This window comes from Fictibacillus phosphorivorans (genome assembly GCF_023715845.1).
In the GTDB taxonomy this organism is placed as follows: domain Bacteria; phylum Bacillota; class Bacilli; order Bacillales; family Fictibacillaceae; genus Fictibacillus; species Fictibacillus phosphorivorans_D.
This window is the reverse complement of record NZ_JAMBOR010000013.1, coordinates 57881-81875: the sequence shown is the minus strand read 5'-3', so window position 1 is coordinate 81875 and position 23995 is coordinate 57881. Positions and strand designations below refer to the sequence as shown.

Annotated in this window: 21 protein-coding genes; 13 read left to right on the top strand and 8 right to left on the bottom strand. The window is 41.4% G+C overall.

Going from position 1 to position 23995, the window contains the following annotated elements; genetic code table 11:
* Positions 1-63 precede the first annotated feature (63 nt).
* Positions 64-1290: an NO-inducible flavohemoprotein gene (gene hmpA, locus M3206_RS11490; protein WP_251312665.1), complete on the top strand. Its 1227-nt coding sequence runs from the start codon at positions 64-66 to the stop codon at positions 1288-1290.
* 53 nt (positions 1291-1343) lie between these two features.
* On the opposite strand, the gene M3206_RS11485 is transcribed toward hmpA, so the two are convergent.
* Positions 1344-1664, bottom strand: coding sequence for a hypothetical protein (locus tag M3206_RS11485; RefSeq protein WP_251312664.1), 321 nt, complete (start codon positions 1662-1664; stop codon positions 1344-1346).
* 500 nt (positions 1665-2164) lie between these two features.
* Positions 2165-2683, bottom strand: coding sequence for a DinB family protein (locus tag M3206_RS11480; protein WP_251312663.1), 519 nt, complete (start codon positions 2681-2683; stop codon positions 2165-2167).
* Positions 2684-3015: 332 nt separating this feature from the next.
* Between M3206_RS11480 and M3206_RS11475 the strand changes: the two genes are divergently transcribed.
* Both M3206_RS11475 and M3206_RS11470 read left to right on the top strand, forming a co-directional pair.
* Entirely contained in the window at positions 3016-4368 is a 1353-nt protein-coding gene (locus M3206_RS11475; RefSeq protein ID WP_251312662.1) for a glucoamylase family protein, read from the top strand.
* A 301-nt stretch (positions 4369-4669) separates the two neighbouring features.
* Positions 4670-6295 (top strand): acyl-CoA dehydrogenase family protein, encoded by a 1626-nt coding sequence (locus tag M3206_RS11470; protein WP_251312661.1) that lies wholly within the window; start codon positions 4670-4672, stop codon positions 6293-6295.
* Positions 6296-6412: 117 nt separating this feature from the next.
* Here M3206_RS11470 and M3206_RS11465 read toward each other — a convergent pair whose 3' ends face one another.
* The 3 genes from M3206_RS11465 to M3206_RS11455 form a co-directional block, all read right to left on the bottom strand.
* Positions 6413-7255 carry a carbohydrate ABC transporter permease gene (locus M3206_RS11465; RefSeq protein ID WP_251312660.1) on the bottom strand — a complete coding sequence of 281 codons (843 nt, stop codon included), beginning with the start codon at positions 7253-7255 and terminating at the stop codon, positions 6413-6415.
* 16 nt (positions 7256-7271) lie between these two features.
* Positions 7272-8156: a carbohydrate ABC transporter permease gene (locus M3206_RS11460; RefSeq protein ID WP_251312659.1), complete on the bottom strand. Its 885-nt coding sequence runs from the start codon at positions 8154-8156 to the stop codon at positions 7272-7274.
* A 90-nt stretch (positions 8157-8246) separates the two neighbouring features.
* The gene (locus M3206_RS11455; protein WP_251312658.1) at positions 8247-9497 is read right to left on the bottom strand and encodes a sugar ABC transporter substrate-binding protein; all 1251 of its coding nucleotides are present in this window, start codon (positions 9495-9497) and stop codon (positions 8247-8249) included.
* 378 nt (positions 9498-9875) lie between these two features.
* On the opposite strand from M3206_RS11455, the gene M3206_RS11450 reads away from it, so the two are divergent.
* The 10 genes from M3206_RS11450 to M3206_RS11405 all read left to right on the top strand — a co-directional run bounded on the left by M3206_RS11450 (position 9876) and on the right by M3206_RS11405 (position 21592).
* Positions 9876-13214 (top strand): GH36-type glycosyl hydrolase domain-containing protein, encoded by a 3339-nt coding sequence (locus M3206_RS11450; RefSeq protein WP_251312657.1) that lies wholly within the window; start codon positions 9876-9878, stop codon positions 13212-13214.
* A 54-nt stretch (positions 13215-13268) separates the two neighbouring features.
* A complete protein-coding gene (locus tag M3206_RS11445; protein WP_251312656.1) occupies positions 13269-14234 on the top strand; it encodes a LacI family DNA-binding transcriptional regulator in 966 nt (321 codons plus the stop codon).
* 628 nt (positions 14235-14862) lie between these two features.
* On the top strand, positions 14863-15888 hold the full coding sequence (locus tag M3206_RS11440) for a LacI family DNA-binding transcriptional regulator (protein ID WP_251312655.1): 1026 nt from the start codon (positions 14863-14865) through the stop codon (positions 15886-15888).
* 121 nt (positions 15889-16009) lie between these two features.
* Positions 16010-16780, top strand: a complete 771-nt coding sequence (locus tag M3206_RS11435; protein WP_251312654.1) for a sugar phosphate isomerase/epimerase family protein — start codon at positions 16010-16012, stop codon at positions 16778-16780.
* 44 nt (positions 16781-16824) lie between these two features.
* Positions 16825-17784 carry a sugar kinase gene (locus M3206_RS11430; RefSeq protein WP_251312653.1) on the top strand — a complete coding sequence of 320 codons (960 nt, stop codon included), beginning with the start codon at positions 16825-16827 and terminating at the stop codon, positions 17782-17784.
* Positions 17781-19073, top strand: a complete 1293-nt coding sequence (locus tag M3206_RS11425) for an MFS transporter (RefSeq protein ID WP_251312652.1) — start codon at positions 17781-17783, stop codon at positions 19071-19073. The genes M3206_RS11430 and M3206_RS11425 overlap by 4 nt, the downstream gene beginning before the upstream one ends.
* Positions 19070-19702 carry a 3-hexulose-6-phosphate synthase gene (hxlA, locus tag M3206_RS11420; protein WP_251312651.1) on the top strand — a complete coding sequence of 211 codons (633 nt, stop codon included), beginning with the start codon at positions 19070-19072 and terminating at the stop codon, positions 19700-19702. Before M3206_RS11425 ends, hxlA begins: the two co-directional genes overlap by 4 nt.
* Entirely contained in the window at positions 19699-20247 is a 549-nt protein-coding gene (gene hxlB / locus M3206_RS11415) for a 6-phospho-3-hexuloisomerase (RefSeq protein ID WP_251312650.1), read from the top strand. Before hxlA ends, hxlB begins: the two co-directional genes overlap by 4 nt.
* 11 nt (positions 20248-20258) lie before the next feature.
* Positions 20259-20891: a bifunctional 4-hydroxy-2-oxoglutarate aldolase/2-dehydro-3-deoxy-phosphogluconate aldolase gene (locus tag M3206_RS11410; protein ID WP_251312649.1), complete on the top strand. Its 633-nt coding sequence runs from the start codon at positions 20259-20261 to the stop codon at positions 20889-20891.
* Positions 20892-21385: 494 nt separating this feature from the next.
* Positions 21386-21592 carry a DNA-binding protein gene (locus tag M3206_RS11405; RefSeq protein ID WP_251312648.1) on the top strand — a complete coding sequence of 69 codons (207 nt, stop codon included), beginning with the start codon at positions 21386-21388 and terminating at the stop codon, positions 21590-21592.
* A gap of 112 nt (positions 21593-21704) precedes the next feature.
* On the opposite strand, the gene M3206_RS11400 is transcribed toward M3206_RS11405, so the two are convergent.
* The 3 genes from M3206_RS11400 to M3206_RS11390 form a co-directional block, all read right to left on the bottom strand.
* Complete coding sequence (locus M3206_RS11400; RefSeq protein ID WP_251312647.1) at positions 21705-22172, bottom strand: hypothetical protein; 468 nt, start codon at positions 22170-22172, stop codon at positions 21705-21707.
* Between the two features lie 2 nt (positions 22173-22174).
* Complete coding sequence (locus M3206_RS11395; RefSeq protein WP_251312646.1) at positions 22175-22564, bottom strand: VOC family protein; 390 nt, start codon at positions 22562-22564, stop codon at positions 22175-22177.
* Between the two features lie 120 nt (positions 22565-22684).
* Complete coding sequence (locus M3206_RS11390) at positions 22685-23971, bottom strand: serine dehydratase subunit alpha family protein (protein ID WP_251312645.1); 1287 nt, start codon at positions 23969-23971, stop codon at positions 22685-22687.
* Positions 23972-23995 lie beyond the last annotated feature (24 nt).

The following is a 23995-nucleotide window of genomic DNA, read 5'->3' as shown; positions in this document are numbered from 1 at the left end:
CACAATCTTTTTCCTCGAATTCTTTTACGATAGAGATGTAAAAAGAACGAAGGGGGAATTGACATGTTACAAGCAAGAACGATTGAAATCATTAAGTCAACTGTACCTGTATTAGAAGTCCACGGAAAGGCTATTACTTCCCGTTTTTATCAACTGCTCTTTACGAAGCATCCGGAACTTTTGAATATTTTTAACCACGCGAATCAGAAAAAAGGACGCCAGCAAGCAGCCCTTGCAAATGCTGTTTATGCTGCAGCTGCTAATATTGAGAAGCTTGAAACAATCATCCCGGTTGTAAAACAGATTGCACATAAACATAGAAGTTTAGGGGTAAAACCAGAGCATTATCCAATCGTAGGGGAAAACTTGCTGCAAGCGATAAAGGATGTACTAGGTGACGCGGCAACGGATGACATTATTAATGCGTGGGCCGAAGCATACGGCGTGATCGCTGATGTATTTATCGGTGTAGAGCGTGACATGTATGAAGCAGCAGAACAACAAAAAGGCGGTTGGGATGGATTCAGAGCATTTGTTGTTGCAGACAAAGTGGAAGAGAGCAGTGTGATCACTTCATTCTACTTAAAACCACAAGATGGTGGACCAATCGCAGAATTTAAACCTGGCCAATATGTAAGTGTAAGATTGGAAATCCCGGGTGAAACAAATACACATATCCGCCAGTACAGTCTATCTGATGCACCAGGAAAAGAGCATTACAGAATCTCTGTTAAAAAAGAAAAAGGCACAGATTCACCAGATGGCATCGTATCTGTGTACCTGCATGAAGGGGTTAAAGCAGGAGATGTACTCTATCTAAGTGCACCTGCAGGAGATTTTTACTTAGACACTGAAAGTGAGAAGCCAGCGGTGTTGATCAGTGGCGGTGTTGGTTTGACTCCACTGGTGAGTATGTTGAAAACAGCAGCAGAAAAACAGCCTGAGCGTGAAGTGACATTCATTCATGCAGCAATTAACGGTAAGACGCATGCATTAAAGAATGAAGTAAAGAAAGTAGCAGAAGATGCTAAGAATATCTCAACTTACTTTGTTTATGAAAAACCATTAGAAGAAGATTTTGGGTATGACCAGACAGGATATATTGATGTTGCATGGCTTTGTAAAGTTCTGCCATTAGAAAAAGAAGCGGAATATTACTTTTGCGGCCCGGTTCCATTTATGAAGGCGATTTATCATGCACTTCAAGAATTGAACATAAAGAAGGAACAAATTCATTTTGAATTCTTTGGACCTGCTAGTGATCTAGAAAAAGAAAAAGTTAATGCCTAACGAACGAACACCTTCCCATGAAATATAGGGAAGGTGTTTTCTTACGTAGAGATTCAGTGTTCAAAGCTTTTTAATAAGGCTTTTCTTTTAACTAACAGCACAGTGAATAAGAGGATCAAGCTGATCGCCGTTATCCAAGCACCAAGATAAATGCCGCCGAGAGTAAAATAGAGGCTGATCTTCGGTGCGTAAAAAATCCATCCAATGATGCCAAGAGTTCCAACACATAGGTTCATCATCAAGCTTATAAAAAAGTGGGGGATAACCATACCCGTATGCTTTACCATAAACACTGCATATTTGTAGCTGAGAGGCAGTCCTGACAGTAAGAATATAATATAGAAAATAATGTTTAAATCAGCTTCACTGAGCAAAAAATCACTCCTTTTATATTCTATTTATTCCACTAGAGCAGAACACATTCCTTTGTTTTATTTAGATAAGGGATTTGTAAGACAAAGGTGGCGTGTTTGAGGATAGGAAAGAGGATCACATCTAACCGGATGAAGCATGAAAAAAAGGTCATCATGAGGATGCCCTTTTTTTCATTTTTTTATAAAGAATAAGGGTGAAAATTTGGGAAAGGATGATTGAATTCTTCTAAAGAGGAGATCCTTTTGATCTCAGCAACTTCCTTAATCTTATTCCAAACTTTCATAACCACTGGAGATACGTGAGGGCATCTTTTGCCTGCCCGGATTCCCACTCAAAGATCTCGATGATTGTGCCATCCACCGCTTGAGCACGAAAGGCTACACATGAAGTCCATCAATTTAGTGATCCGTCACCGTCTTCATAATATACTCGAATTGTTCGCGAGTCATTTTATTTACCGAAACTGGCTTTATCTTTTTAGAACGAAAAGGGGTGTTTTTCATCTCAGTATTCCTAAATAATTTTTCCACGGACCAACGTCATCTTTATACCGTTTTGCCATGACTCTTGTAATCTGAGAGAGATGGGTTAAGTCATGAACGACCCACGTTGAGAGTAATTCCCTTAACCGAACAGGTCCGAACTCTGGGTGTCTCGCCGTTTGTTCAAAATCTTTCAAGCCCTTAAGCTGGTTTCGTAGTTTATCAAGACTTTCTTCCCGGCAGTGTTTAAACTCTAGCAATAGCTGCTCAATGTTGGTTTCATTTCTGGTGAGATGTGCAAAACGATCGAAGGATGGAAAGGTATAATCGTCCCCTTGCGTTAGGATCATATTCATACGCGGGAACCAGTTCACCTTTTCTCCTTCTATCAGATGAGCGACAACCTCGATAGTATTCCATGTGTCCTCACCTTCGCTGCAAGTTAGCCATTCAGGAGAGAGGCCGGTTAAGAGGGAGGAAAGTGTTTTAGGTGTGCGTTCTAATAGCTCGATCGCTTCGTTGATTTTAAAATGCATAGGTAATCTCCTTTCTAGTAGAATTCATCTACAATCGGTTGTCCCCATTCGTTTTTGGAACATCCATTTAGCTACCTAATTTTTAAAGCGCTTTTGGTCGTTGGTTAAACCCTCTTCTATAAAAATTCTTTATTTTCCTTTAGTTAGATGATTGTGAAAGATTTTTTCTTATATTTCCATTTAAATCATTCTTTTTTACCTCTAATCCTATCATTCATATAACCCAAATGGCCGATTCTTGGGTTAACTACTTATCTTGTCTCTCTGTAAGTGATAAAATATTGGTGAAACGTTTCGATTGTGATTTTAAAGAGAGAAAGGAGCAGCACTTTATGAAACCCCAAAAGGTTATAAGTTTTCTTTTAGTGTTTAGTCTTTTTGCAGGTTTGTTAGTTACACCGAAAGCCACAGCGGCTGATGTGGGGAACGACCTTGCTTTTAAGGCAGAATTGAAAGCGATTGCAAAGAAAACGTATAAGTACTATCAAGACCATACTGATCCGGTTACTGGATTGACGTATGATGAAACACGTTATACAGCAGAGGGTAAGAAAAATGCGACTCACACATCTCCAACAAATATAGGGATGTATATGATGAGTACGGTATCTGCTCAGCAGTTAGGAATCATTACGAAGAGTGAGGCAGTGAAAAGAATCCAAAAAACGTTAAATACGGTTGAAAAACTGGAGAAATGGAATGGGCTATACTATAACTGGTACAACACGAAAGACGGATCGTTAAAAACAGACTGGGGACAGTTCATCTCTCAAGTCGATAACGGCTGGCTATCAGCTGGATTAATTGTTGCCGGACAAGCCTATGATGAACTTAATCCTCAAACGAGCAAACTGGTTGAGAACATGAACTACACAACGCTATATGACCCAGAAGTAGGGCAGTTCCGCGGAGGATATGATGCGGCTGAAGGGAAATTGACGGATCATCATTACGGATTGTTCAATACCGAGCCTCGTGTTGCGAGCTATATCTCTATCGGAAAAGGGGATGTTCCAAGCGAACACTGGTGGAAGATGTACCGTACGATGCCAAAAGAGTGGGATTGGCAGGCTCAAATACCAGATGGACATGAAGAAGTATATGATGGAGTCACGGTTTTTGAAGGGAATTATGAATACAACGGAGTAAAATTTGTACCGAGTTGGGGCGGAAGCATGTTCGAAAGCTTGATGCCTGGAATCGTTTTAAAAGAAAAAGACTTAGGGAAGAACGCTCTAGGTTTGAACAATGCACGCCACGTTGAACTTCAGCAAGCGTATGCAAAGGAAAAAGGATATCCGGCATGGGGCTTCTCGCCTTCAGCAACACCTGACGGATACAGTGAATTCGCAGCAACACCGCTTGGTACGTCAGGATACAAAGATGGTGCGACTGTAACGGCTCATGCTTCTTTTCTAGCACTCGATTATGATCCGGAAGCCGTTCGTAAAAACATCAAAGCACTAAAAGAATTAAACACATACAGCACCTATGGTTTTTACGATTCAGTAAATGTAGAAACGGGTGAGATCGCGAAAGCCTACCTTGCATTGGATCAAGGGATGATCATGGTTTCGATCGCTAACTATTTAAAAGATGGCGTAATCCGTGATTACTTCCACCAAGATCCAATCGGTAAAAAACCTGAAGGCTTGCTTGAAAAAGAAGTGTTTTCGATTCAATAAATAGAGAGCACCCCATTCCAGGATGGAAGAGGGTGCTTTTTCATTTTAAACCCACTTGACGTGTTGGATGTATTTTCCTTTTTTTAGGGTTTGAGCGAAAAGGGATATGTTTTGAGCGTACGTGAGTCATTTTGAGCGAAACGAGACTACTTCTGAGCGTAGGTTCATGATTCTGAGCGTAGGTCGGAAAGTTTGAGCGAACGTGTAATAAATAAAAGATCACGTACCGTAAGCAACAGGGATTAAGGTCATTTAAGCGAACTAAGTTATAAATCCTACTTGTGAAAAAGGAGTGACTTTTATGAACACAACCTCACACGAACCAACAACAAAAGGGAAGAATTCTTATACATTTGAAGAGTTTGTAGAAAAACGAAAAAATCTCGATTGGTACCGGGATGAGTTGTTCTTGCAGCAAGCTGTGAAACACTTTACAGGATCGGAATTCATATCTTTGCATCGTGCAGTTCTCTCATTTTCACCTAAAGTTTCTTCACGATGGAACCGATTGGCTGAGCAGAACGCCAGGCCAGAAGTTCGTCCTTATATGGTTCATTATGATGCATTCAATAATCGGATCGATCGGATTGTACGTCCAATGGAAATGCAACAGCTTGAAAAAGAAGTATTTGGTGAAGGACTTTTTTCTAATAAAATGAGACCTTGGGAAAGCTTCGTGAAAAGAATGCTGATCCATCAGCTCGGAGAAGCGGGAGTAGCTTGTCCGCTGACTTGTACGATTGGACTAATTGCCCTACTTGAGGAATATCCAGATGAGAACCATCCTGAGCTTCAAGAGATTTTACAGCACACAAAAGAGGGATTAGAAGGAGATTATGCGATCGGTGCTCAGTTCATGAGTGAGATGCAGGGAGGTTCCGATCTCCCAGCTAACGTTCTAGAGGCAGTGCCTGACGGAAAGAATTATCGCCTGTACGGAAACAAGTTTTTTTGTTCAGTGGCTCATGCGGATTATTCGGTGGTTACGGCTAAGATCACGGGTTCAGATAAAGTTTCAACGTTTATTGTTCCATCCTGGATGCCTGGTGATAAAGAGAGTGAAAAAAGAAACGGCTATCAAATTAACCGGATCAAATGGAAGATGGGAACAGCAGAGCTTCCGACAGGGGAGATCCAATACGATGGGGCTTTGGCTTACCCGATAGGGCCAGTAGGTAAAGGAATTGCCGTAGCAGTTGGCATTGTTCTTACTCTATCGAGACTTGAAATTGGAATCGCATGTGCAGGTTTCATGCTTCGGGCAGCACGAGAAACGAAGTTATATAGCGATTTCAGAACGGTTTTTGGTAAGAAGGTAAAGGATTATCCACTTTCGGCAAGGACGTTGAAACGAATCGAGAATGCTGCTGAACGGACGACAGCAGGAGCTTTTAAAATATACGATCTATTCCTGAGGCTGGACCGTCCATTAAATCCAGGCATACCTAAGGATCAGCCGCTTGAGTTAAGAAAACAGCTGTTCAACTTAAGGGAACTCGTTTTGTTACAAAAGATCTGTGCCACAAATGAAGGGGCAGAAGTGCTACGGGATGCGATTTCTATTTTTGGAGGACACGGTGTAATGGAGGAGTTCTCATCATTGCCGCGTATCTTCCGTGATGTTGTTGTGAACGAACAGTGGGAAGGGCCAAGAAACCTTTTATTAACGCAGATTTACCGGGACATTCAAAGAGTGGCAGATTGGTACTCTCCGATTGAGTTTGTCGGAAGTGTACTGAGTGGAGCTCCACAGGAAAAAGTAGAACACTACGCGGAAAGATTAACAGATTTGTTGCAGAAACCTGTATGCGGTGAAATTTCAGAGGAATCTATTATGGCAGCTGAAGAGTGGGATGCGTTCTCTGACTCGTTTTTTAAAGAATATCAACAGATTGCACTTGATGAATTGAAAAAGAGTACTGGTTGAGTGAAGAAAACGAGCGGACTGTACAAAAAATAACCTTAACCTTACAAAAAAGGGGACTGACTGTACAAAACAAATATTTAGGATTAAAAAAGAGGCTGATCAGCATCAGCCTCTTTCTTATTTCATCCCTGAAATGGTATAGCCTTCGATAATGTGCTTTTGGAAAATGATGAAGATGATTACGATCGGAACGACCATGAAGGTTGAACCCGCCATCTGCAAGGCGAAGTTTCCACCGTACTGTCCCTTCAGTAGATTCAAGCCAACGGAAAGCGTGTATAGACTTTCATCGTTCGCGATGATCAATGGCCATAGGAAGCTGTTCCATCCAGCGATGAACGTTAAGATTCCCTGTACCGCCATGATTGGTTTTGAGATCGGAAGGATGAGCTGTATGAATACGCGGAACTCACTTGCTCCATCCAGACGAGCAGCCTCAAGCAGTTCGTCTGGGATTGTAGACATAAACTGTCTGAATAAGAAGATGCTGAATGCGCCGACTAAGCCGGGCAACACTACACCTGTCATCGTGTTCGTTAATCCCATCTGGTTAAGTATCAAATAGACAGGAATCATCGTAACCTGTCCAGGAATCATCATGGTTGCAAGTACGAGATAGAAAAGTTTGTCTCTGCCTTTGAATTTGTATTTTGCAAAAGCATATCCAGCCATCGCATTAAAGAAAAGGCCGACGAAAGAACAGAGGACAATAATGATTGTATTTTTTAAATAAACACCAAAGTTCATGTTTTCAAACAGATAAACGAAGTTTTCCGTCGTAAATGTCTCAGGCCACAAAGTTGGAGTGAGCTGAAGGACTTCACTTTCAGGTTTGAATGCGGAAAGGACCATCCAGATAAACGGAATGGCAACCAGCAATCCACCGAGTGTTAAAACGATTCCGGCGATCCATTGCTGAGTTCTGTAAGCTTTTTTAGCATCAGATACTTTTGTTTTCATGTTCTCACCTCACATCTTAAAAGTCGGTATCTTTCTTTTGCAATCTGAACTGAATCATCGTGATGATGATAATAGCGATAAATAAGACAAACGATCCGGCAGCGGCATAGCCAAAGTTGCTTAGCTGGAACCCGTTACGGTAGATGAATAGTGCAACTGAAGTCGTACTGTCTAATGGTCCGCCTTTTGTCATAACAAATGGTTCTTCGAAAAATTGAATCCAGCCGATCATCGTCGTAATGGATACGAAGAAAATCGCATAACGGAGTAACGGAATCGTGATCTTCGTAAGCTGTTTCCAGTTGTTCGCTCCATCAAGCTGTGCTGCTTCATAATACGTCTTCGGAATCCCTTGTAACGCAGCAAGGAAGATGATCATGTTAACCCCAATGGCGCGCCAAACAGCAAGGGCGATCAAAGAACCTTTTGCGATCGTTGGATCCTGCAGCCAAGGAATAGCCGGGATACCGACAAGCCCCAATAAATAATTAAATAAACCGAATTGAGGGTTGTAGAGGTATGTCCAAACAACAGCTACAGCGACAACGTTCGTAATGGAAGGCATATAAAAAACGAGTCGAAACGCTTTAAAGATGCGTGCTGTACCAAAATTGATCAATAATGCAATTCCGAGAGAACAAGCTATTACAAGCGGAACACCGAACACAACATAAAAGAGGGTGTTACCGATGGATTTTAAGAAGATCGGGTCCTTAAATATGTTTACGTAATTTTCAAGTCCTATAAAGCTGATGTTTGCATAATCAGCTAAACCAGCCAGGTCGATATCAGTAAAACTAATCACCAATGCAAGAACAATCGGAAATAGAGAAAATAAGGCCAATAAAATCAGAGCCGGTCCAATAAAGAGATAAGGAGTTGTTTTTGAATAGCTTTTCATGTTTTTCACATCCTTCAAAATTCCTAAAGTCTAACAATAAAAAGGTAACGAGCAGGATTAGCTGCTCGTTATACCTCTGTTAAACCGGACTTATTTCTTTAAAATCTCTTCAGATTTCTTGTTGAAAGCATCCATTTCTTTTTGAACGTCTGCTCCGCCACGGTAGATTTTCTCAAAGCTCTTCAAATACGTTTGAGCGATTTCTTCCCATTGTTTAATAACAGGCATCGGTTGTGCATTTTTCATTTGTTCACCGAAAGTTTTGTAATATTCGTTGTCAGTAAGCGCGTTATCTTCCCAAGATTTTTGTGCTGCAGGAAGAGAGTTCGTCATTTCCATCCACTTCAATTGTGTTTCAGGTTTACTCATGAACGCTGCGAATTTCAATGCTTCTTTCTCATGCTTCGTATGTTCAAAGATAGAAAGGTTAGACCCACCTAAAGATGAGGTGTTGTTTTCTTTAGCGGGTAGTACTGCTGTTGCCCATTTTCCTTCAAGATCAGGTGCCTGGTCGTTGATCAGTTTGATCATCCATGGTCCACTGATGAACATCGGAAGAATCCCGTCACCACGGAAACCTTGGATAATGTCCATGCCAAGTTCATCTTTAGGTGTAGCTCCACTTTCGAAGAAGCTGTTCAAATAATCGATCGCTTCAACAAACTTAGGATCGTTGAATTTAGGATTGTTGTTTTCATCTAAAAGTTCAGCTCCGTTTTGGCGAGCGAACATGAAGCCTAGACTTTGTTCCTTAGCATCGATAGAGATACCGTATTTTCCTTTACCACGGTCAGCAAGCTTATCAGCAACTTCTTTCAGCTCGTCCCAAGTCTTTGGCGCTTCATCGAAACCAGCTTCTTTTAAGAGATCTGTTCGGTAGTAAAGTACACGTGTGTCAACATACCAAGGTACACCGACCATTTTATCTTCAAATTTTGTCGTTTCAACAGAACCTTCAAAGAAGTTTTTCGGGTCTAGTTCAGGATAATCTTTTACGTGAGGTGTTAAGTCTTTTAAAGCTCCTGCTGAAGCGAATTCAGGAATCCATGTTGTTCCCATCTGAAGAACGTCGGGACCTTTTTTAGATGCAACAGCTGTTAACAGTTTATCATGTGCTTGATCCCATGGAAGAGCTTGTACTTTTACATCGATCTTTGGATTTTCTTTTTCAAATTCTTCTGCGATCTTAGGAAGAGATTTAGCTTCTTCTCCCATACCCCAGACCGTTAGAGTTGTTTTATCTCCGCTTGAATCGTTTGAGCAGCCTGCAAGTACGCCAGAGAGTACTAATGCTCCAACCATTGATGTAACCATTGACTTCTTAAACCAACGTTTTTTCATGTTTGTTCCCCCTAAATTTTGCTTATCTAGATGGATTGAACCAACTTAGAGGTAAGCAATTCATTTTTAATATACCCTGAATTTTTTTGAATTTACTGTTGAAACGTTTCGATAAGCACATTATAATTCAACTTGTAATCGTTTTCAACACAGAATTTTTAAAAGTTGAAAAACTTCCAATTTTTGTTGAGAACATTAGGGTTTTAAGCATTTTAGGTCGAACGTGGCAGGTGAGTCATAAATTGACACTCTTCCAAGAATAAGCGTATAATCGCCTTGAATTAAATAGAAACGTTTCGATAATGCGGTATATGATTCAAGTGATTAGGTAGGAAATAAGCTCGTAGAAGTTACCAATTAGAGAATAGAGGGATATCGATGAAAACGATGACTACGGGAAACTTTGAGATTAAAGCTGGAGATATTCGTTTTACTTTTTTACCATCCGGTGATATTTATGAAGTTTCTCATCATGACACGATGATCAATCAATGGATGAGCAATTCGGTAGACGGCGCATTAAACAACTTATATCTGCGTCTTTTTCAAGAAGAAGGCATGAAAGTAACGCCGTTATTAGGCATTCATTCCAACAGCACGGTTTCTCATACAGACTCACAAGTGTTTTGGAAAGGATCTTTTGAGGGTGTTTCTTACACCGTAACTTTCACGTTATCAGAAAAAGGCATCTGGTTCTGGGATGTAGAGTTAGAGGGGTCAGATGTAAAGACAGATATCCTATATGGACAGGATGTTGGACTCGCTCATCGAGGAACTGTTCGCACAAATGAAGCGTTCATTGCTCAATATGTGGACCATCGTGTTTTTGAAAAAGAAACATTAGGATATGTCGTTTGTTCACGTCAGAACCAGCCGAACGGTACTGCATTTCCGTACCTGCAGCAAGGTTCACTGACTAAAGCAACGGGGTATGCGACGGATGGTTTCCAATTCTTTGGCCGCTCTTACAAAGAGACGGATGTACCTGAAGCCCTTTATGAAAAGAATCTTCCAAATGAAGTCTATCAATATGAATTTGCTTACATTGCGCTTCAATCAGAATTGATAGAACTGGATGGGAAAGAGCAGTTTGTGTTCTACGGCTGTTTCAAAGAGGATCATCCTGAAGCGATCACTTCTGTTGAATATACGTCTGAAGTGCTGGATGCTTGGAAAGACGTGCAGGCTCTTCATACAAATGACGCGATCTCTCTTTCGAAGGTAAGCAAAAGAGAAGAGTTTGCAGGGACATTACAAACGTCAAATCTGTCGACCGAAGAAGTTGACCAATTGTTCCCGGAAAGAATTTTAGAAGAATATGAAGGAGACACATTGCTGTCTTTCTTCACACCGACATATGAACATATCGTTTTAAAAGAAAAAGAAAGAATCGTTGAGCGTCCGCACGGTCACATTCTAGTAACAGGAGACAACGTTCATCTAAAAGAAGATACGATCACAACCACTTCCTACATGTATGGAATCTTCAACTCTCAGCTGGTCGTGGGGAATACTTCGTTTCATAAGATGATGACGAATGCACGAAATGCACTAAATGTAATGAAGACTTCCGGTCAGCGCATTTACGTGGAACTCGACGGCAACCTTCAGTTGTTGACGATGCCTTCTCTATTTGAGGTGGGCTTCAACTACACACGCTGGTTCTATAAAACGAATGATGAAACGTTTATTATCACAAACTTCACAACGGTTGATTCGCCTGAAGTGGAGCTTCAAGTGAAGACACAGAGCGGAAAGAAGTACCGCTTCGTCGTAACGAATCAAATATCGATGAACAATCAGGAATACGAAGTGCCGTTTAACCTGGTAAAGGAAGAAAATATTCTTACGTTCACAGCGGATTCGAATTCAGACAGTGCCAAAACATATGAAAACTTAACGTATCGAATGAAAGTAAATGGAACAGATATGCACGTGAAGGATGAGACGATCTTCGGTGATAACCTGAATCCTTTGTCAGCTTCACTCGTAGTCCTTGATCTAGCTCCAACGAGCGAATGGACAGTTACCGTTCAAGGTCTTATCGATGGGAAAGCTATTCCTTTTACAGAAAAAGAAGCAGATCAAGAGATCGAGCGTTACCGTGCATTTATCCGAAACACCAATCGCGGCTTCCATTTATCAAAAGACGGAAAAGAGACAGCTGAGCTTCAAAAAATGAATGCTTTAGCACACTGGTACACACATAACATGCTGATCCATTACTCAGTTCCGCATGGTTTAGAGCAATACGGCGGTGCAGCTTGGGGTACACGTGATGTATGTCAGGGGCCAACTGAATATTTCTTAGCGACACAGCATTATGATGCTGTAAAAGAAATCTTACTTACGGTTTACTCTCATCAGTACGAAGAAACTGGCAACTGGCCGCAATGGTTCATGTTCGATCAATACTTTAAGATTCAGCAGGGAGAATCACATGGAGATATCATCGTTTGGCCGTTAAAAGCTGTTACGGATTATCTTGCAGCTACAAATGATTTTTCAATCTTAAACGAAGAGATTCCTTATACAAGTAGTTCATTCGGCTTTACCGAAGAAAAAGCGACATTAATGGCTCATATTCAAAAGCAGATCGACTATATGAAAGCGAACTTCTTGCACGATACACACCTTTCGTCTTATGGTGACGGAGACTGGGATGATACGCTTCAGCCGGCTAACCCGCAACTGAAAAAGTTCATGGTTAGTTCATGGACCGTCGCGCTGACGTATCAAGTGATGACACAGTTCTCACAACAGGTGAACCATGTGAACGAAGAAAAGTCTCAAGAACTAGCGAAATTAGCAGAAAACATTAAGTCAGATTATCAAAAATATATGCTGAGTCACGATGTGATTCCTGGATTTGTGTATATGGAGAATGCGGACGAGCCTAAGCTCATGCTTCACCCTAGTGATAACACAACTGGAATCAACTATCGCTTGCTGCCAATGACACGCAGTATGATCGCAGAACTATTAACACCAGAACAAGCAGCGCAGCATCTTGATGTGATCATGGATAAGTTTTATTGTCCAGATGGTGTGAGATTAATGGATAAGCCAGCTCACTACAAAGGCGGTGTCAGCACACACTTTAAACGTGCTGAACAAGCTTCAAACTTTGGACGCGAGATCGGGCTTCAATACGTTCACGCCCACATTCGTTTTGTTGAAGCGATGGCGAAACTCGGAAAAACAGGCGAGGTCTGGAGCGGTCTAGAAAAGATCAATCCAGTCATGATTCAAGATGCAGTTCCCAACCCAGAAAGACGCCAAAGCAATGCCTACTTCAGCAGTTCGGACGGTGATTTTAAAACGCGTTATGAAGCACAAGAGCGTTTCGGTGAACTGAAAGAAGGCAAGGAGAAAGTAAAAGGCGGATGGCGAATTTATTCATCAGGCCCTGGAATCTATATGAACCAGCTGATATCCAATTGTTTAGGAATTCGTCCGCATGGCGAACAACTCATTATTGACCCTGTTCTTCCAAAAGACATGGATGGATTGCAATTTAACTACATGCTTGATGAAAAGCCCGTAACGTTTATTTACCGTAATGATATGGAAAAAAGTCGTCTTGTTGTTAACGGTAAAGAGATAAAAGCTGAATCGTATCAAAACCTTTACCGAGATGGCGGATTTATATTGAATCGCTCCGAGTTCGTTAAAGAATTGGCAGAAGATGAGAATACGGTGGAGATTTATTTATAATCATTCGGTATAATGAAGGAAAACGTTTACAGAAAGAGATAGGAGAGAATTTCGTTGGTAAGTATAAAAGACATTGCGAAAAAAGCAGGTGTTTCCATATCCACGGTCTCCTATGCCTTAAACGGAAGTCCGAAAGTAACAAAGGAAACATCTGAACGCATACAGGCAATCGCAAAAGAATTAAATTATATCCCAAGTGCCGCGGCACGTTCTTTGAAAAAGAGAGAAACCAAGATTATCGGAATCTATCTGACAAACTACAGCGGTGCATTTTACGGGGAGCTTCTTCAAGGGATGATGGAGACGCTCAGCAAAAACGGCTACGAACTGATCGTCTGCAGCGGGAAAGAATCGCACCGTTTCTTGCCGGAGCGTATGATCGACGGTGCCATTATTCTCGATGCGACGTATGAGACAGAGGAATTGCTCAGTCATGCTGAGCGTGGCCATAAGCTTGTTGTGATGGACCGGCGAATGGATCATCCGAATATCTCGCAAGTTCTTCTCGACAATAAAGCAGGTGCAACACTTGCTATCGATCATCTTGCAGAAAAAGGTCATCGAAAAATCTATGTTGTGAAAGGTCCTGAGATCTCGTTTGATGCGCGTCAGCGATTAGAGGCAGTGCAAAAAGCAGTTCAACGGTACTCGCAGATCGAATACGTTGAAATCGACGGTAACTTTAACAAAGCTTCCGGAGAGATCGCTGCTAAACAGATCCACCAGGAGTACTCAGAACCCGTCGGCGTATTTTGCTTAAACGATGAAATGGCAATCGGAGTATACAACTATTTTAGCCGTACCAACCTGCAAATTGGAGAAGACGTTCATGTGATCGGGTTTGATAATATTGAAGTGTCACAGTATATTCACCCTAGACTGGCCACTATCAATTACTCGAAGCATAAATGGGGATCTTTAGCGTCAGAATTACTATTAAACTTAATCAGTAAAAAACAGCATGAACACGAACGGATCAATGTTAGTCTCATAGAAGGTGCATCTGTTCGAGATAGGTAGATAAGATAGTTAAGAGGGCTGACTCAATGTGTAAAGGCTTTTGAGTTCAAGCCCTTTTTTATATCAAACATGAGAAAATGAGCGTTTTGATGAATCAAAACGAGATTAAGTACTCACTTTGTTAGACTCCAAGCAAAAATGGCTGCTCATCAAGCTTCTTTAGTGCTAAGTTAGCCTGAATAAAGTACTTTGCGCGAAAGTCTATCCTTTCTGAGCGAAGCTATGGAATGTTGAGTGTAGCTCGGCGATTCGGAGCGATACTCGAAGTTTTTGAGCGAAAAGTGGGTCATATTGAGCGAACGTGTAACAGAATAAAAAAACACGTACCGTGAAAACTTTATTGAGATTAAAGAAGAAGGCTGACGTTTGTCAGCCACCCTTTTAGAAATCATCATGGAAACTAAGAAAATAAGGGGACTTAGGCAAAAAGACACAACACCCATTATTCTATTCTTACCTCTGAATTTATTGGACGGCACTGCCTGCCGTCGCGTATTCTTTCACGTAAAACTCAAAAAGTTTCAAAAAAACCTGAAATTATGTTTGCTTAATTGAATGGTTGTTGTTACAATGATAAAAAAATGAAACCGGTTCCATTGAGAGGTTTAGAAAAGCAGGTAGTTTTAGAATGAGTAAATCACAGATCCCACGTGTAACGATTAAAGATGTAGCGTTGCAGGCAGGGGTATCCAAAACAACCGTCTCAAGGTATCTAGCGGGGAATTATAATGAACTCGCTCCTAAAACTAAAAAAAGGATCGAGGATACGATTGCCGCTTTAAATTACCGACCGAATGTGATGGCGAGAGGACTAAAAAGAAATACTAGTCATTTAATCGGTATGGTTGTCGCTGATATCACAAATCCTTACACCACTGCAATCATACGGGGTGCCGAAGATATTTGTAATCAAAACGGATACAACTTGCTGGTGTGTAATACGGATAATGACCCGCAAAAAGAAAGCGATTATATTTCGATGCTCCAAGCACACCGTATTGATGGGTTAATCATTAATACGACAGGCCGAAATAATGAGGCACTCAAAAGTTTGGCGCTTGAAAATATCCCGGTAGTCTTGGTAGACAGAAAGGTTAAAGGGCTGGATTTTGACATGATCGGTGTTGATAATCACAGTGCTGTTAAGGAAGCCATGCATCATCTGATCGACCAGGACTTTGAGAGGATTGCATTTTTTACAGAACCAATTGAAGGAGTAAGTTCAAGAAAAGAAAGATCAGCAGCGTTTGAACAATCGTTGAGAAAACACAATCACGCAAGCTGGGAAGAGATTTATGAAGTGGACCTCGCCAAAGAAGATGAGCTGATGACTAAGTTGTCTCACTTCCTAGAAAGCTCAAAAAATCAATCAAAAGCCATTTTCGCAGCCAATGGAGTGGTACTCCTTCAAATCGTGGTCGCAATCCAAAATCTTAAATTATCGATTCCTGATGATATTGCGCTTTTGGGCTTTGATGATCCCGAATGGGCGATTGCCGTTGGCACAGGCATTTCGGCCATTGCTCAACCTACCTATGAGATTGGTGTTGCGGCAATGGAAAAGATTCTGTCTAAAGTAAAAGGAAGTAACATGCTGCCGCAAACCATTGCATTCACAGCAAAGTTAAACATCAGAGGCTCTACCCAAAAGTAAGAAGATCTTCATCAATTGAAGATCTTCTATTGAAAAAGAAAATGGAACCGTTCCCATAAGACTGTTCCATAAATTTTTAAATTAAAACGAAACCGGTTCCATTGGAGGTAAGGAGTGCAAAATGAGAGACATAATCGTTACATTAAACTCTTTTGATATTGAAGAAGTAGTAAAAAGAGGGCAAGATGCGTATTTACCGTTGATAGCACAGTCTGGTGCAAGGGGAGCCGAAATACGAAGAGAACTATTTGCAGATTGTGATCGATCAGCACTTAAAGGTCTTCGTGAGTCACTCGAACAGTTGAAGTTGTTCTCGGTCTATTCTGCACCAGTTGAACTCTATAAGCAGGATAACCTTTTAGATCATGATTCTATTAAACAAGTAATTTTGGAAGCGATTACACTCGGCTCTAGATTTGTGAAATTTTCTCTCGGTCATTTCGATCCGAAACAAACTGAAATACAAGAGCTTACATCAGTTCTTCGCGCCTTAAAAGTTGAGGAAAATAGATTGCAAGTTTTAATCGAAAACGATCAGACCTCCCATGGCGGAAACTTAGAGCGCATCCAACAATTTTTGAAGGAGGCTTCAAAACAACAGGTACCGATCGCCATGACCTTTGATGTTGGGAATTGGAAGTTCACAGGTGAAGATGTAGAGAAAGCATCTGAAAAACTTGCAGATTACGTTAAATATATTCACTTCAAACAAGTAGAAGAGACGGAGAAAGGGCTCGTCACGATTCCGTTGCCAGAAGAAGAGCATGCTGAATGGCGGAACATTCTACATTCATTGGATCAAAATGTTCCAAGGGCGATTGAATTCCCATTAAGAGGTGCTGATCTATTACATATCACTTCATACTATACGGCACTTTTAAAAGAAGCATAGAATACTCGTTTTTCTAAAAGATCAGGTTGAGAGGAGATACATCAATGAAAAACATGGATATCATAACGTTCGGCGAAGCGATGACAATGTTTATCGCCGATCAAGTGGGAGAGCTGCATGAGGTTCCTCATTTTACGAGAAGTTTAGCAGGGGCTGAAACTAACGTGGCAATCGGTCTTGCGAGACTAGGTTACAAGGTTTGTTTTTTAAGTAAAGTTGGCAATGATCCGTTTGGCCAGTATATTCTTGATTCGCTTCAAAAGGAAAAGATCGATACGGATGCGGTTAGAATAGTAGATTCTCATCCTACTGGCTTTCAGTTAAAGTCGAAAGTTACAAGCGGTGATCCGTCTGTCCATTATTTCCGTAAGAATTCAGCGGCTAGTACCATGTCTGTGCAAGACTTTCATCACTATGAGTTTGAAAAATCGAAACACCTTCATTTAACAGGCATTCCACCTGCCCTTTCAGAGACGGCAAGAGAGTTTGCTCATTATATAATCGATACCATGAAGGAACACGGAAAAACCGTTTCGTTTGATCCGAATCTTCGTCCGAACCTTTGGGGATCACAAGATGAGATGACCAGAGAGATTAATAAACTAGCATTCAAAGCCGATTGGGTACTGCCTGGAATAGAAGAAGGCGAAATATTAACAGGGTTTAGAAAACCAGAAGAAATCGCTGACTTTTATTTAAATAAGGGGGTGAAACTAGTCGTAATTAAGCTAGGAGAAGAAGGGGCGTATTTTAAAACAAACGGTGGAACGAGTGGACTAGTGCCTGGGTTCCCTGTCAGAGAAGTTGTAGATACAGTAGGGGCTGGTGATGGATTCGCAGTAGGACTGATCAGTGGACTGCTTGATCAATCATCCATTCCTGATTCGGTTACAAGAGGAAATGCGATTGGAGCTATGCAGGTTCAATCGCCTGGAGACAGTGATGGTTTGCCAGATCTTGAAACATTACAAACATTTATAGCTAAAAGGGAGTGTTTACAATGAGGAAAACGATAGATCCTTTAGCAACACGAAAACGCTGGCTGAGATTAATTCCAATTGCTTTTATTACGTATAGTTTGGCTTATCTGGATCGTGCGAACTATGGTTTCGGCGTTGCAGGAGGGATGGGAGAAGATCTTGGCATTACCGCATCCGTTTCATCTTTCTTGGCAGCGTTGTTCTTTCTAGGTTACTTCTTTTTCCAGATTCCAGGGGCGATCTATGCGGAAAAGAAGAGCGCGAAAGTACTGGTCTTCTGGTCATTGATTTTATGGGGTGGTCTTGCGACGGCTACCGGACTTGCAACGAATGTAGCCTGGCTTTATCCCATCCGGTTCTTTTTAGGGGTTGTGGAAAGCGCTGTCATGCCAGCGATGCTCGTTTTCTTGAGTGGTTGGTTCTTAAAAGCAGAACGTTCCCGGGCTAATACGTTTTTAATATTAGGAAATCCAGTAACCGTTCTTTGGATGTCTATTCTTTCTGGTTATCTGCTAAAAGCGTTCGATTGGCGCTGGATGTTCATTATTGAAGGTGTCCCAGCCATCCTATGGGCATTCATCTGGTGGAAACTTGTAAACGACAGACCCAAAAATGCGAAATGGCTTACAGATGAACAGAAGAAAAATCTCGAAAACGAATTGGAAAAGGAACAAACGGGCATGAAGCCTGTGAAGAACTACCGGGAAGCGTTTAAGTCGAAAAAAGTCATCCTGCTTTGCTTCCAATATTTCTTTTGGAGTATCGGTGTGTATGGTTTCGTTATGTGGCTGCCATCGATTCTCTCTAATGCGTCTAAGATGGACATCGTAGCAACGGGATGGTTATCTGCTGCACCATATGTACTTGCTGTGGTTGGTATGCTCTTAGTTTCCCATTACTCAGACAAAACGTTGAACCGTAAAAGTTTCGTATGGGTCTCATTACTAATTGGAGCGATCGCGTTTTATGGATCTTATGCTATCGGAGATTCGAACTTCTGGCTGTCATTTGTTTTACTAGTGATCGCTGGTGGTGCGATGTATGCGCCGTATGGACCTTTCTTTGCCATCATTCCTGAAATCCTGCCAAGAAATGTGTCAGGTGGAGCAATGGCCTTGATTAACAGTATGGGAGCATTAGGGTCCTTTGCAGGTGCCTATTTTGTAGGCTATTTAAATGGTGTAACTGGCGGACCAAGCGCATCTTACATTTTCATGGCAGGTTCTTTGGTTCTTGCTGTCATCTTCACGCTGCTTGTTAAACCAACAGCGGAAGCGCAACCTATTAAAAAAGTGGAGACGAAAGCATTATGATGATTCAACTCGCTTTAGACCGCCTATCGATTGAAGAAGCCATAAATGTGACTAGAAAAGTTGAACATCACATCGACTGGATCGAAGTAGGCACATCGTTAATTAAAGAGTTTGGTATGGATAGTGTACGGAAAATGAAAAGCGCTTTTCCAGATAAAACCATCGTGGCTGATATAAAGACGTTTGATAATGCGATCTATGAGTTTGAACTCTGCTTTAAAAACGGTGCGGATGTGGCAACCGTTATGGGAGCTGCACCAAAGGTATCGATCGAGGCGTGCCGTGATGTTGCAAAGCGTTACAACAAACAGGTAATGATCGACCTTTTAAATACAACTGATGAGCAATTCGCTTATCTAAGCGAATATGAAGACTTGGTATTATGCGCACATATTAGCAAAGATGAGCAAGAACACGGCGGAAAAACAGGATGGACCTTACCGCTAACTTCCAATGAAAATGTGATGTGGGCTGTTGCTGGCGGGATCTCACCTGATTCCTTTTCGGAAATCATGAAATTAAATCCTCATGTTGTCATCATAGGGTCAGGAATAACGAAGGCGGAAGATCCTGAAAAGGCAGCGAAGTTTTTTTCAGAAAACGCTAGAGTCAAGGGGTTGAACTTATGAATCAAGTAAATATCATTCTTGAAGAGATCAAAGGAGTACTAAGTAAAGCTGATCCAACGGTGATCAACCAGGTTTCCGATCAACTTTTATCAGAAAAACGTATTTTTGTCATTGGAGAAGGACGATCGGGGTTTATGGCCAAATCGTTCGCCATGCGTCTCATGCACTTAGGTCTTCACGTATACGTGGTAGGTGAAACAATAACTCCTGCTATAAAAACCGGTGATGTACTAGTAGCCGTTTCCGGATCAGGAACGACAAAGAGTGTTGTCCATACAGCGAAAAAGGCAAAGGAAATCCAATGTCCTGTCGTTGCAATAACCACAAACGTAAGCTCAGAACTTGCGGAACACGCTACATTAATCGCGCATGTTCCTGCAGCTACAAAGTTTAGAGGTGAGAATGAAGCGGCAAGTATTCAGCCGCTGGGGTCATTGTTTGATCAATGTGTTCATATTTTGTGTGACGCCGTGTGTTTAAATATCGCAAAAAAGCAATCTGAAGATAACGGATCTGCCTTTCTTCGTCACAGTAATCTAGAATAGGGAGTGAAATGATGGCGACATTAGCGTTTAAAGAGTTAGAACATCAACAGCAACAGGACTTATTGAAACAAACGAAGCTGATCGCTGTATTACGAGCTTCTTCAGTAAACGAAGCGATAGAAAAGGGAGAAGCACTCGTTGAATCAGGAATTAGCTGCCTGGAGTTAACGTTTACGATCCCAGAGGCTGAAAAGGTGATTCGTCACTTTTCCACTTACGAGAATCTAATTGTAGGGGCAGGTACGGTGATGAATATTCAGCAGGCTCAGCTAGCGGTGGCTGCTGGAGCACAATTTCTCATTAGTCCCGGATATGTAGATGAACTCGTACACTATGCACAAGAACGAAACGTCCTGTACATTCCAGGCGTGTTGACACCTAGTGAAGTCACCAAAGCCTATAATCAAGGACTTACTCTCTTGAAACTGTTCCCAGCGAGTCAATTTGGGCCATCTTATTTAAAAGGACTGCGTGATCCATTTCCAGATATCAATTTTATTCCAACTGGCGGTATATCCGATCAAAATGCGAAAGATTGGCTAGACGCAGGAGCAGTAGCGATTGGTCTTGGCGGTGGAATGACAAAAGGAACATTGAGTGAAATCAGAGAAAACGTTCTAAAAGTTAAAAAGGCTATTCAATAACGATCATGTACAAAGGGGCAGGCTTAAAGTGTGAAAACTTTGAGTTCAAGCCTCTTTTTTAATTTGAAACGAGAGAAAAAGGAAGTTTTGATGAATCAAAACGAGATAAGAGAATGACTTTGTCAGCTTCCAAGCTAAAATTATTTGTTTATCATGCTGTTTGTCGTAGTAAGATAGGCTCGAATCAGCAGGTTTGATCGAAAGTCCACCCATTCTGAGCGAAGATAAGAAATTTTGAGCGTAGCTCGGCGATTCTGAGCGTAACTCGAGGTTTTTGAGCGAAAAGTGGGTCATCTTGCGCGAACGTGTAACAGATTAAAAGAACACGTACCGTAAAATCTCTTTTGACCCAAAAAGGAAGGCTGACGTTGGTCAGCCACCTGTCCAAAAAGCATTTAGTCCTTTCTTTTATATGGTGTTGGGGATAATAAAGGAAACGGATAAGGTATAAAGAAAAAAGTACATAACCATTAAATTTTGAAAGGATGAGGAAGTTGGCACAGAAATCTGAGGAGCAGTTTCCTCCGAAAATAGCCAAACCGGCACAGCGCGCATTAGCTGGTGCTGGTATTGCGAGTTATCAAGAATTGGCGAAAAAAAGTGAAAAAACCGTATCCGCTCTTCATGGCATGGGGCCAAATGCCATGGCTAAGTTAAAGGCGGCCCTCTCAGAAAGAGGACTTTCCTTCAAAAAAGAGTGAATTGTCGGCTTTAAGAAAAAAAGAATTTGAATGGGTCTAACAAACTAATACCTCCACAAAAAAATAGTAGCCCAAACCATCACCGTGGTTTGGGCTACTATTTTTTTCTTATTTAATGAGAGCCCCTATATCTTCTGGAGCCTCTTGTTTTTTTCGGTTCTGGTTCTAATTCTGGTTCGGGCTCAATTCTTCGTTTTCTTTTTAAAAGGGTATAAATGTAACAAAAAGCAATGGAACAAGCGAGGCTGTACCCAAACACCGCAAAGAGATTGGATTCAGCAAAGTCCATCCAATAAAATAGTGTGAATCGATAGATAATGATAAATAATGCCGTTAAAAGAATGTATAAAAGAGCGCGTATTCTAAGCCTAATCCAGTACTTTGTTGTGAGCCCTTCCACAATAAAAGCAGTCGGGAGCGTGCAGAACAAGAAAAATGGAAGGGTTGTAATAATGCCGAAAAATAGACCGAATACAACACCTTGCCAATTTAGCTCAGATAAGTTCCCGCCGCCTGGAAGTGCGAAAAACACAAGAGCTCCGAATAGAACGGATATAACAGATGCGATAATAAATCTCATGACTATCTCCTAACTATAAGTTCAAGTTTCTCTTTCTTATTCTTTTCATCTTTGTATTCAAACAAACCTAGCTGATTACCCCATGGGTCTGAAAAGGTAGCCCATTTCACCGGGACCTCTTGACGTTCATGAATTTCAAATGCCTCCACGTTTAAAAGATCCATCAAACGTTTTCTCTCTGCACCAAGATCTTCAACACCAAGTCGGATCGGACCTGAACCTTCTGTTGGTATACCTTCAGCGACTTGCAGCCAACAGTTCGGGATCAACTCCCATTCCGCAAATCCTTCATGAGGAATAAAATCTGGCTTTCGTTGAAGCAGCGTCTCATAAAATCGCTGGCCTTCTATTATATCAGAAACACGAACTTGAACGGTCATTTCGTAAATCATACACGTAAGCCTCCATTTTTTTCGATAAATATTTTATTAATAACGTTTTAAAGAGCTATAAGGTTTCATAATCATATGGATAATTTTAACACAAAAAGAAAAGCTAACTCATCAGATAAGTTAGCTTTTTGCAGAGATTTTTTTATTCACCATCATATCCAAGAGGACGGTATCTGTTGTGCTCGATGTTTCATTCCCGAGACGGCAGAAGTTTTCGATCGTTTGTTCAACATCTTCTTCAATAAAACCGTTCGTGGAAGGAATGCATAATCCTTGTGAGGCAAGAATAGCTGATTGCACGGCAGCGCTCGAACAAGTAGCAACCTTCATGGCACAGCCTGCTTTTGCACCATCACACACCATTCCGCTGACATTCCCTAATGTGTTTTGAATAGCTGATTTGATTTTTTTCAGATCGTCACTTAAGAGGTAGGTGATCGCAGCAGAAGCGCTGGCACCCGCAACCGTCACACCGCATAACGCCGATAAACGGCCAAACTTTGACTTCATATAGATCGAGAGCAAGTGGCTCAACGTTACAGCTCTCAGCATTTTTTCTTCAGTGGTGCCGATCTTTTCCGCAGCAGCTACAACCGGCATCGTAACAGCGATCCCTTGATTTCCACTTCCGGAATTAGCCATGACAGGCATGGTTGATCCAGCCATCCTGGCATCTGAACCAGCCGCTGAAAGAGCCATACTGTAAGTCGCAAGATCATTTGTAAGCATGCCTGATTTGGTTTGATCGTAGAGGGTTTTACCCACCTTTAGACCATATTCATTAGTAAGACCTTCTTCACAAATGGCACGATTCAGCTCCACACTTCTCTTAACAAGTTCCAATCGATTTACAGGTACTTCAGTTATAAACGTATAAAGGTCATCAACTGTAAGTTCAGGGAATTTTTCTCGTTTTTCCGGTGTGGATTTCGTCGTATCGGATTGATCCAGAATGACATTACCGTTTACAGAGATGTAACTTACATTCGTATGGTCACCTGAAATGATTACGTTGATATTATCGGAAGCGGTCACTAGATGAACCTCAATATACAGTTTTTCAGGGGTAACGGCTGTCTGTACGTGTACCTTGCCTTCATGAACGAGTTGCATAGCAGCCTGTTCATCTATTTTTGTAACACCTTCTAAAACTCGAAGCCCTTTAGAAGGATCTCCCGCGATAACGCCAAGAGCAGCTGTGAAATCAATCCCCGTAAAGCTCATGCCGGGAATACCAACAGACAGGGCATTTTTTATTACATTTCCGCTCGCTGAAACAGAGATCGAAGTGACGTTCTCTTTGGTATATTCTTTTGCTGTAGCCGTAGCTAATGCGATAGCAACAGGTTCCGTACATCCTAAAGCGATCACTAGCTCTTTTTCAAGCAAATGATAAATCCTCTCCATGTTTCGTTCAGCTCCATCCAGATA